The 10,091-nt window shown below is 73.5% G+C and carries 8 protein-coding genes; 1 reads left to right on the forward strand and 7 read right to left on the reverse strand.

Annotation, left to right across the window (positions count from 1 at the left end):
• Positions 1-71 precede the first annotated feature (71 nt).
• From Sm713_RS24795 to Sm713_RS24825, 7 genes are all read right to left on the reverse strand, one after another.
• Positions 72-1,070, reverse strand: coding sequence for a cation diffusion facilitator family transporter (locus Sm713_RS24795; RefSeq protein WP_212912306.1), 999 nt, complete (start codon positions 1,068-1,070; stop codon positions 72-74).
• A gap of 299 nt (positions 1,071-1,369) precedes the next feature.
• Positions 1,370-2,563, reverse strand: a complete 1,194-nt coding sequence (gene manA, locus Sm713_RS24800) for a mannose-6-phosphate isomerase, class I (protein ID WP_212912307.1) — start codon at positions 2,561-2,563, stop codon at positions 1,370-1,372.
• Between the two features lie 276 nt (positions 2,564-2,839).
• On the reverse strand, positions 2,840-3,970 hold the full coding sequence (locus Sm713_RS24805; RefSeq protein WP_212912308.1) for an SIS domain-containing protein: 1,131 nt from the start codon (positions 3,968-3,970) through the stop codon (positions 2,840-2,842).
• Between the two features lie 145 nt (positions 3,971-4,115).
• A complete protein-coding gene (locus tag Sm713_RS24810) occupies positions 4,116-4,304 on the reverse strand; it encodes a Trm112 family protein (protein WP_212912309.1) in 189 nt (62 codons plus the stop codon).
• 531 nt (positions 4,305-4,835) lie between these two features.
• The gene (locus Sm713_RS24815) at positions 4,836-6,200 is read right to left on the reverse strand and encodes a phosphomannomutase/phosphoglucomutase (protein WP_212912310.1); all 1,365 of its coding nucleotides are present in this window, start codon (positions 6,198-6,200) and stop codon (positions 4,836-4,838) included.
• Between the two features lie 587 nt (positions 6,201-6,787).
• Entirely contained in the window at positions 6,788-8,404 is a 1,617-nt protein-coding gene (locus tag Sm713_RS24820; protein WP_212912311.1) for an L-lactate permease, read from the reverse strand.
• A 299-nt stretch (positions 8,405-8,703) separates the two neighbouring features.
• On the reverse strand, positions 8,704-9,078 hold the full coding sequence (locus Sm713_RS24825) for a DUF3499 domain-containing protein (protein ID WP_212912312.1): 375 nt from the start codon (positions 9,076-9,078) through the stop codon (positions 8,704-8,706).
• Between the two features lie 467 nt (positions 9,079-9,545).
• Here Sm713_RS24825 and Sm713_RS24830 point away from each other — a divergent pair, with 467 nt between their 5' ends.
• Positions 9,546-10,001: a metallopeptidase family protein gene (locus tag Sm713_RS24830; protein WP_212914810.1), complete on the forward strand. Its 456-nt coding sequence runs from the start codon at positions 9,546-9,548 to the stop codon at positions 9,999-10,001.
• Positions 10,002-10,091 lie beyond the last annotated feature (90 nt).

A 10,091-nucleotide genomic window follows, 5' to 3' on the forward strand; every position in this document is an offset into this window, starting at 1 on the left:
AGACGACGGCCGGTAGGCGGGGCGGGCGGCAGGGCAGAGCGGCCCGGCCCGGCCGTGCGACCGCCGAAGGCTCAGTGCCCGGATTCGTCCGGGTCGTCGTCGTGGACCGGGCCCGGGCCGCCCGGGGTGGCTGCCGGGTCGGGGCCGGCGGCGGCCTCCTCGGCGCTGTAGATGTCCGGCTCCAGGTAGATCACGCGCGCTATGGGGACGCTGCCGCGGATGCGGTCCTCCGCGGCGTTGATGGCGGCGGCGACCTCCGCGGCGGTGTCGTCGTGGCGGACGGCGATCTTGGCCGCGATGAGGAGTTCCTCGGGGCCGAGGTGGAGGGTGCGCATGTGGATGATGCGGGTGACCGACTCGCCGTCGACCATCGCCTTCTCTATCTTGGCCTGAACCTCCGGCCCCGCGGCCTCGCCGAGCAGCAGCGACTTGGTCTCCACGGCCAGCACCAGGGCGATCGAGATCAGCAGCGCGCCGATGAAGAGGGTGCCGACGCCGTCCCAGACGCCGTTGCCGGTGAGCAGCGCGAGGCCGACGCCGCCGAGGGCCAGCACCAGACCGATCAGGGCGGCGAAGTCCTCCAGCAGGACGACGGGCAGCTCCGGGGCCTTCGCCCGGCGGATGAACTGGGCCCAGGAGAAGGCGCCGCGCAGCTCGCGGGCCTCCTTGATGGCCGTGCGGAACGAGAATCCCTCGGCGACTATCGCGAAGACCAGGACGCCGACCGGCCAGTACCAGGAGTCCAGGTCGTGCGGGTGCTTGACCTTCTCGTAGCCCTCGTAGAGCGCGAACATGCCGCCGATCGAGAAGAGCACGATCGAGACGAGGAAGGCGTAGACGAAGCGCTCGCGGCCGTAGCCGAACGGGTGCTGCGGGGTGGCCGGGCGCCGGGACTTCTTGCCGCCGAGCAGCAGCAGGACCTGGTTGCCGGAGTCGGCCACCGAGTGCACCGCCTCGGCCAGCATCGACGAGGAGCCGCTGAAGACGAACGCCACGAACTTCGAAGCGGCGATCGCCAGATTGGCGCCGAGCGCCGCCACGATCGCCTTGGAGCCCCCTGAAGCACTCATGTGTCCCCGCATCCCCTTCGTCGCGTTCATCGCGGGCGCCGCACGCGTCGCGCATGTCGCGTGCGCCACGTGCGCCGGCCCTGCTGACGGTGAGCCGGTGAACCGGTGCGCCGGTGGCGGCTACCGGCGCCGGCGCGCGCCGGTCCCGTCTCCCGCCCGGGTTCCCGGCCGCGGCACGGCCGGGGCCCTGACGCGGCGCCACCAGCGGCTCGACGCCGCCGGCACCCGCACCTGCTTTGCCCGTCTTTTGCAGTGGGCCATTGTTGCAGCCCGCGCCGACGGCGCCGCATGGTGGTCACTCAAGCGACGACGGTGGCCCGGAACAGCGTTCCGTCCCCGCCGGCCTCGACCGTCTCGCCGGCCGGCACGAACACCGACTCCCCAGGCCCGAGCCGGACGGCGCCGGTGCGCACCTCGCCCGCCGTGCAGAGCAGGATCTGCGGGGTGGCCGCGGTCAGCTCGCGGGAAGCGCCGGGCCCTGCGCCCCCGGTCAGCACGTACCGGGAGAGCCGGAACTCGTCGATCGGGGTCTCGTAGACCTCCTCGCCGTCCTCACCCGCCAGCGGCCGCAGCACGCCGGGGCCGCTCGCCTCGAATCGGACGATCCGCAGCAGCTCGGGGACGTCGACGTGCTTGGGGGTGAGGCCGCAGCGGAGCACGTTGTCGGAGTTCGCCATGATCTCCACGCCCAGGCCCTGGAGGTACGCGTGCGGCACGCCGGCGCCCAGGTAGAGGGCCTCGCCCGGCTCCAGCCGGACGTGGTTGAGCAGCATCGCCGCGACGACACCGGGGTCGCCGGGGTAGTGGTGCGCGAGGGTGGCGTACGCCGCGTAGTCCGCGCCCCAGGGAGCACCGGTCTCCCCGCCCTGTGCACCGAGCGCCGCGCAGGCCGCGGCGGCCTCGGTGACGGTGACGGCCATCTCCTCCGGGTCGGCCGTCAGCAGCGCGGTGAGCACCTCCCGGAGGGCGGCCTCCTCGGGGCGCGCGTGCAGCAGGTCCACGTACGGCTTGAGGGAGTCGACCTCCAGGCGCGCCAGGAGGCGGGCCGCCTCGGCGGGCTCGCGGAAGCCGCAGAGGCCGTCGAAGGGCGTCAGCGCGCAGATGAGTTCGGGCTTGTGGTTGGGGTCCTTGTAGTTGCGCTGCGGCGCGTCGACGGGGACGCCGCGGCGCTCCTCGTCCGCGTAGCCGTGCTCGGCCTGCGTGCGGTCCGGGTGGACCTGGAGGGAGAGCGGGGCGCCCGCGGCCAGCAGCTTCAGCAGGAACGGCAGCCGGGGGCCGAACTTGGCCGTGGCGCGCGGACCCAGCTCGCGCTCGGGGTCAGCGGTGATCACCGCGTCCAGGCCGCCGCGGGGCGTGCCCGAGGGGGAGCCGGGGTGGGCTCCCATCCACATCTCGGCCTGCGGTTCGCCTGTCGGCTCGACGCCGAGGAGGCGCGGGATGGCGGTGGCCGAGCCCCAGGCGTAGGGCCGGATCGTGTTGGCAAGGCGGTCCATGGGGCTTCCTGGGGTGGGTCGTACGGGCGGTGTGGGTACGGAGCGTATGGGGTGGGACGGTACGGTCGCCGGTCGGCTTGGGCGGCCGAGGGGTCCAGGGTGCCAAACGGTTGGGTGCGCCCGATCGTTCAGGGTGCCGAAGGGGGCAGAGTTCAGGCTCCGGGGTGCGGGGCGCGGGTGCGGGTGCGGGTGCGGGGCGCGGGTGCGGGTGCGGGGTGCGGGTGCGGGTGCGGGGTGCGGGGCTCTGTGCGGTCGGATCGGCCCGGTGGCCAGTCCTCAGCTCGGCCTGGTGGCCAGGCCCAGGTAGACGGCCGCGAAGTCGGTGATGGCGATCAGCTCGGCCATCGTCTCCAGCTCGCCGCCGTCCTCCGGTTCGAGCTCGCTGATCGCGGTGTCATGGCCGAGGGCCAGCTCGCGCGCGGCGGGGGCGGCGCTGAGGTTGTCCGTGGGGCGGTCCCGGAGCAGCACCACGCGCGCGTGCATCGCCTGCGGCTCCTCCACCCGGTCACGGAAGAAGTCGTCCGGGTCGGCGCCGGCCGCCAGCGCGCCCACGAGCAGCGCGCCGTGCGCGGGAAGGGCCTCGGGCAGTTCGGCGGCGAGCGCGGGCCGGCCCGCGAGCTCCGCGAGCGCGGCGGCGAACCTGCGGCCCGCCGGCCCCGCCGACGGGCCCTCCGTCCAGATCAGCGGGAGCGCGTCGGCGAGCTCGGCGGCGAGCGTCTTGGCCGGGTTGCTGTACGTCTCGATGGCCGGGCCGCACCGCTCGGCGACGCGGTCGAGCCGGTCCGCGACCTTCTGGAGGGTCTCCGGCGGCGCCGCCAGCAGGCCGGTGCGGTCGAGCAGCATCAGCAGCGGCGTGAGCAGCGCCCACAGCGCGCCCGGCGCGGACGCCGCGTCGGGCTCGTCCTGCTCGTACGGGGCGATGGCCATCGGCACGGCGAGGCCGTGGACGCCCTCGACCGCCTCGGCGAGCGGAGAGCCGTCCGGGCAGACCGCGACGACCGTGGAGCCCCGGCGGTAGGCCTGCTCGACGAGGAGTTCGAGGCCGGGCTCGGAGCCGTCAGGGGTGGCGACGAGGAGCAGGTCGACGGGGCCGGCCCAGCCGGGGAGCGCCCAGCGCAGGGCGCCCGCGACCGGGGCGACGCCGGTGGGGCCGAGGCGGGTGACGGGGCAGCCGGCGCCGACCAGCATGCCGAGCAGGTCGGCGACGCCCGCGGCGGCCGTGCCCGGGCCGGCGATCATCAGGGCGCGGGGGCGGCCGTCGGGTTGCAGCTCGGCGATGCCGGACTCCGTGGCGTGGCGCAGGGCGGTGCGGACGCGGGCGCCGGCTTCGGCGGCGCCGCGGAGCAGGCCGCGGCGGTCGGCCCTGGCCAGGTCCTCGGGCGCGTCGAGCAGCGATTCGTCCAGCATGGCCTTGGCCTTTCGGGGGTGCGCGGGTGGCGGGTGCGCGGTCGGAGGCACGGTGCGTTCTGTGGCTGCGGCGGGGGGCCGGTGGGTGCGTCGGCCGGCCGGCCGCGGGGGCCGGTGCGGGGGCGCCGGCTGGTCGGTGCGCCGGCTACTCGGGGCGGCGGGCCTCGTCCACCAGCAGGACGGGGATGCCGTCCCGGACGGGGTAGACAAGGCCGCAGTCCTGGCCTGTGCAGCGCAGTTCGCTGTCGGTGGCTTCCTGGTCCTGGTCCTCTGTGAGCGGGGCGTGACAGGCCGGGCACGCGAGGATGTCCAGGAGGCCGGATTCGAGGGGCATTCGGGGTCCTTTTCTGGAACGTGTTTGCTGGTCAGGGTAGCGCCGGGGAGCCCTGTGTTTCGTTGTGGGGCGGGGCTGGTTCCGGTGCGTTGCGGGCGGGCCGCCTCCGGTGCGTTGTGGTGGGGGGGGGCGCTTTCGGTGCGTTATGGCGCGGGGCGCTTTCGGTGCGTTATGGCGCGGGGCGCTTTCGGTGCGTTATGGCGCGGGGCCGCGGGGGGGGTGTACGTGCTCGGTCCGGCGCCCCTCTGTCGTCCGGACAGGTTCCGTGGGCCTGGCGCCGGACGCTGCGCGCGCACATCCCCCCACGTCCCCTCCCGTCTCGTACGCGACTGCGGCCCGGTGGGGCCTGAGGTGGCCACTGGGGGCGGCATCCTGGCGTGCCCTTCCCCCGCTGTGGGCAATCGTTCCGCAGGCTGGGGGCACCTCCCAGGCCGTTGAGGCACTGGGGGAGGGTGGGCACAGCCACGACTTACGGCAGCCGGGCGCACCAGTCCGCACCGCAGGGGCAGACAGGGTTGGGAGGAGGCCGCGTCACCCCCTGAGGATGGCCAGGACCTCGTCGCGGATCTTGCTCATCGTGGTCTCGTCACGGGCCTCCGCGTTGAGGCGCAGCAGCGGCTCCGTGTTGGAGGCGCGGACGTTGAACCACCAGTCCTCCGCGGTGAACGTGAGGCCGTCGAGTTCGTCGAGGGTGACGTCCTCGCGGTCCTGGAAGGCGGCCTTGAGCGCGGCGAGGCGGCCCGCCTGGTCGTCGACGGTGGAGTTGATCTCGCCTGAGGCGGCGTAGCGGTCGTACTGGGCGACCAGGGCCGACAGGGGGCCGTCCTGGCCGCCGAGCGCCGCGAGGACGTGCAGGGCCGCCAGCATGCCGGTGTCCGCGTTCCAGAAGTCGCGGAAGTAGTAGTGGGCGGAGTGCTCCCCGCCGAAGATGGCGCCCGTACTGGCCATCTCCTGCTTGATGAAGGAGTGGCCGACGCGCGTGCGGACGGGTGTGCCGCCGTTCTCCCGGACCACCTCGGGCACCGACCAGGAGGTGATCAGGTTGTGGATGACGGTGCCGCTGCCGCCGTTCTTGGCCAGTTCGCGCGAGGCGACGAGGGCGGTGACGGCGGACGGGGAGACGGGGTCGCCGTGCTCGTCGACGACGAAGCAGCGGTCCGCGTCGCCGTCGAAGGCGATGCCGATGTCTGCGCCCTCGGCCCGCACCCGCTCCTGGAGGTCCACGATGTTGGCCGGGTCGAGCGGGTTCGCCTCGTGGTTCGGGAAGGTGCCGTCCAGCTCGAAGTACATCGGGACGAGGTCGATGGGCAGGCCGCCCAGGACCGTCGGCACGGTGTGGCCGCCCATGCCGTTGCCCGCGTCGACGACCGCCTTCAGGGGGCGGATCGAGGTGAGGTCGACCAGCGAGCGGAGGTGCTCGGCGTAGTCCCGCAGGGTGTCACGCTGGGTGATGGTGCCGGGCTTCTCGACCGGGGCGGGGGCGGAGCCGTCCAGCCACTCCTCGACGAGGGCGCGGATGTCCGCGAGGCCGGTGTCCTGGCCGACCGGGGCGGCACCTGCGCGGCACATCTTGATGCCGTTGTACCGCGCGGGGTTGTGCGACGCGGTGAACATGGCGCCCGGGAGGTCCAGCGCGCCGGAGGCATAGTAAAGCTGGTCCGTGGAGCACAGCCCTATCTCCGTGACATCGGCGCCCCGGGCCGCGGCGCCTCGCGCGAACGCCCGTGACAGGCCGGGCGAGGAGGGCCGCATGTCATGCCCTACCACCATCGCCGAGGCCCCCGTCACCCGCTGGAAGGCGGCTCCGAAGAGCTCGGCGAGCCGCTCGTCCCACTGGTCCGGGACCACTCCGCGTACGTCGTACGCCTTCACGATCTGCGACAGATCAGTGCTCACAGCGAGCCCTCCTGAAGTCCTCTGCGGTAGGCCAACGCTACCCGTAGGGACTGACGGCGATATGCAGGGAGCCCGAGCCGACGCGAACCGGGCGCCGACCGAACGGGGGCGCGAGAGCGCGGCGCCGGGCGTTGTACCGGTCGTATACCCCGTATCGCCCCGGCTATCTCTGCCGGCTGTCTCTGTCGCCGTCGCCCCAGCCGTCTCCGTCGCCCCGGCTATCTCTGTCGCCATCGCCCCGGCCGTCTCCGTTCCCCGGCCGTCTCCGTTCCCCGGCCGTCTCCGTTCCCCGGCCGTCTCCGTCTCCGTCACCCCGGACCTCTCTGTCGCCATCTCGGCTCTCTCCGGCTCCAGCAGGCCCCCGTCGCTCCCGCGACGCTCACGGCTCCCGCGGCCCTGGTGGCGCCCACACCCCGTGGGGTCCCGCAACCCGAAGGAGCCCGGCGGAACCCGGCGGAACCCGAAGGCTCCCGCGACCGGTGCGGTCGCGGGAGCCCTCGCTGCTTTCCCGGGCCGCCCGGGGCCTCGGGATCCCGCCTCCCGTTCGCCCCGCAAGGTCCGGCCAACCCGTCGGGTCCGTACGGCTCCTAGGGCAGCATCCAGCCCAGTACCGCCGTGCTCTGGAGCACCACGATCACGCACATGACCAGCAGCAGGAGGAGGCTCCAGGGGAGCACCCTGCGCAGCAGGTCGCCCTCGCGGCCCCGGAGGCCGACCGCCGCGGCGGCGATGGTGAGGTTCTGGGGCGAGATCATCTTGCCCAGCACGCCGCCGGAGCTGTTGGCCGCGGCCAGGAGTTCCGGGGAGAGGCCGGACTGCTGTGCCGCGCTCACCTGGAGCGCGCCGAACAGGGCGTTGGCGGACGTGTCCGAGCCGGAGACCGCGACGCCGAACCAGCCGAGGACCGGCGAGAGGAATGCGAGGCCCGCGCCCGCCGCGGCCACGAAGTGCCCGATGGTCCCCGCCTGCCCGGAGAGGTTCATGACGTAGGCGAGCGCCAGCACCGAGGTGACGGTGAGGATCGCGAACCGCAACTCGTGGATGGTCGCCCCCCACTCGCGTACCGCCGCGCCCGCGCGGACCCCCAGGACGATCGCGGTCAGGACTCCGGCCACCAGGACGAGCGTGCCCCCGGTGGACACCAGGGGCAGGCTGAGGATGTTGGCGCTGACGGGCTTGCCGTCGGGGCCGGCGACGTTCAGGAAGGGCCAGTCGACCGCCTGGGTCGCCTTGTCGAAGAGCGCCTTGACGGGCGGTATCTGGGCGATCGAGAAGATGGCGACGATGAGCACGTACGGCGCATAGGCGCGCAGCACCTCGGGCCGCGGGTCCACCTGGTCCATGTCCTCGCTGCGCGCACCCGTCAGGACGGCGGCGCGCACGGACTCGGGTGCGGGCCTGCGGGACCGCGGCAGCGCCACCAGCGCGCCCGCGCCGGCCAACGAGGCGCCGATGTCGGCGAGTTGCGGAGAGACGTAGTTGGAGGCCGCGAACTGCACCACCGCGAACGCCACGCCGCACACCAGCGCGGGCATCCAGGTCTCGCGCAGCCCGCGCCGGCCGTCGACGAGCCCGACCAGCACCAGCGGCACCACGAGGGCCAGCAGTGGCGTCTGCCGCCCGACCACCGAGGCGACCGAGTCCAGCGGCAGCCCGCCGACCTGAGCCAGCGTCACGACGGGGGTGGCCATGGCGCCGAACGCGACGGGGGCGGTGTTCGCGACCAGCGACACGACCGCGGCGCGCACCGGGTCGAAGCCCAGCGCCACCAGCATGACCGAGCAGATCGCGACGGGTGCCCCGAAACCGGCCAGCGCCTCCAGGAGCGCGCCGAAGCAGAAGGCGATGACGAGCGCCTGGATTCTCGGGTCGTCGGAGAGCCGCCCGAAGGAGCGGCGCAGGATGTCGAAGTGCTGGGTGCGCAACGTCATCCGGTACACCCACAGGGCGTTGACGACGATCCACATGATGGGCAGCAGCCCGAAGACGGCCCCCTCGAAGCCGCTGGACACCGTCTGCCCGAGTGGCATGTCGTAGGCCAGCCACGCGACGAGCACCGCGGAGAGCAGGCCCAGGAGGCCCGCGTAGTGCGCCTTCATCCGGACGACGCCGAGCAGGACCAGGACGACGACGAGTGGGACGCAGGCGACGAGCGCTGACAGGCCTAGAGAGGCGGCGACGGGTTCCAGCTGTTGGGTGAACACGGACGACCTCATCTCCCATAATTCCATGATGCGGAAAGTGATCTCTCATGGGTACGGGGATGGTCGTGTCTGCGGGACCCTGCGTCAATGGCTTGTACAGAATTGAACGACCGGATGTTCGTCAGGGGTGCGTCAGGGGTGCGTCAGAGGCCCGAAGCCGTCGGGTGCCGGGGGCGCCGGGAGGGAGGCTCAGGCGGCCAGGAGGGAGGCTCGAACAGCCGGGAGGGCAGGCCCAGGCGTCCAGGAGGAGCGGCTCGGCAGCCGGAAAGAGGGGAAACAGGGGCGCGGAGGGCGCACGCTCAGTTGTCGGGCGAGCGCAGGACGCGCAGGTGACCGCGGCGGGCCACCTCCATGGGGTCGGCCTGGCGGGCGCCACCACCCGCCTCCGCGGCGCGCTCCTGGGGGCGGGCCGCTTCCCGTACCGCGTTGGCGAGCGCTTCGAGGTCGTCGCCGCTGGGGCGGGTCGGGCCCGAGGTGTCGGCCAGCCGGACGACCTCCCAGCCGCGCGGGGCCGTCAGGCGCTCGGAGTGCTCGGCGCAGAGGTCGTAGCAGTGCGGCTCGGCGTAGGTGGCCAGGGGGCCCAGAACGGCCGTGGAGTCGGCGTAGACGTACGTCAGCGTCGCAACGGCAGGCCGGCCGCAGGCGGTGCGCGAACAGCGACGTACAGGGCTCACGACGTTGGACGGTACCGCACTCTTGAACGGGCCGCGACGACTCCGCCCGAGGTCACTCGACCGTGTCGTGGCGCGATCTCGTCGTGCGGCTGTTCCGGCGATTCCCTGCTGACCTGCACGGACGGTGTGCGACACGGAAGGCCGGGTGCCCCCGCCCGGTCACCGCCTGTCGCAAAACCCGTCATTTGCCAGTAGCAGCGCAGTCTGGGACGGAAATCCAATCGTGCTCAAGCCTGGCCCGAATGATCGGGAAACGACATGGTTCGAGCACTGCCGGAACGGGCGGGAGCGGATGTGGACGGCGGCGTCACCGGCGTCCAGGGGGCCGCCGGGGGTCCCGGGGAGCGCGGCGGCGCACCGCGGGCGCGCCGGGCCGCCGGGGTCGCGTCGACCGGCCGCGGGAGGCGCCGGACCTGCCCGGTTCCCGCGCGCGGCCGTACCCGGCTGAGGACTACTCTTCATCGGTGATGGACAAGCCACTACCGCCCCCCACCACGGGCCCCGGACCGCGGCGCCGTGACCGTCATGGACGGGGCATGCGCGGGCCCGTGGCACCGCCGCAGGTTCCGCTCTCCGCGAGCCGCGCGGAGGTCTTCGCCGACCTGGTGCAGGACTCCGTGGAGCGGCTGGAGCGGCGCTGGCCGCAGCTCTCCGAGATCGACTTCCTGGTGCTCGAGGTGCCCCAGCCGGAGAGCGCGGCGGACGGCGGCGGATGGGGCGACGACACGGTTCCCCTGGGCGGAACCGTCTCCGCGACCGGCGGGCGGCCCGCCCGCGTCGTGATCTACCGGCGGCCGGTGGAGATCCGCACCAAGAGCCGCGACGAACGGGCCATGCTGGTCCACGAGGTCGTGGTGGAGCAGGTGGCCGAGCTGCTGGGTCTGACCCCGGAGACGGTGGATCCGGGGTACGGGGAGGAATAGGGTCCCGGTCGCCGGGGCTCTCCGGCACACGTGCGGCACGGGAACCTGCGGCTACGGGGACCTGCGACACGGGGCCCTGCCACTGGGGCA

The organism is Streptomyces sp. TS71-3 (assembly GCF_018327685.1).
Taxonomy (GTDB): Bacteria; Actinomycetota; Actinomycetes; order Streptomycetales; family Streptomycetaceae; genus Streptomyces.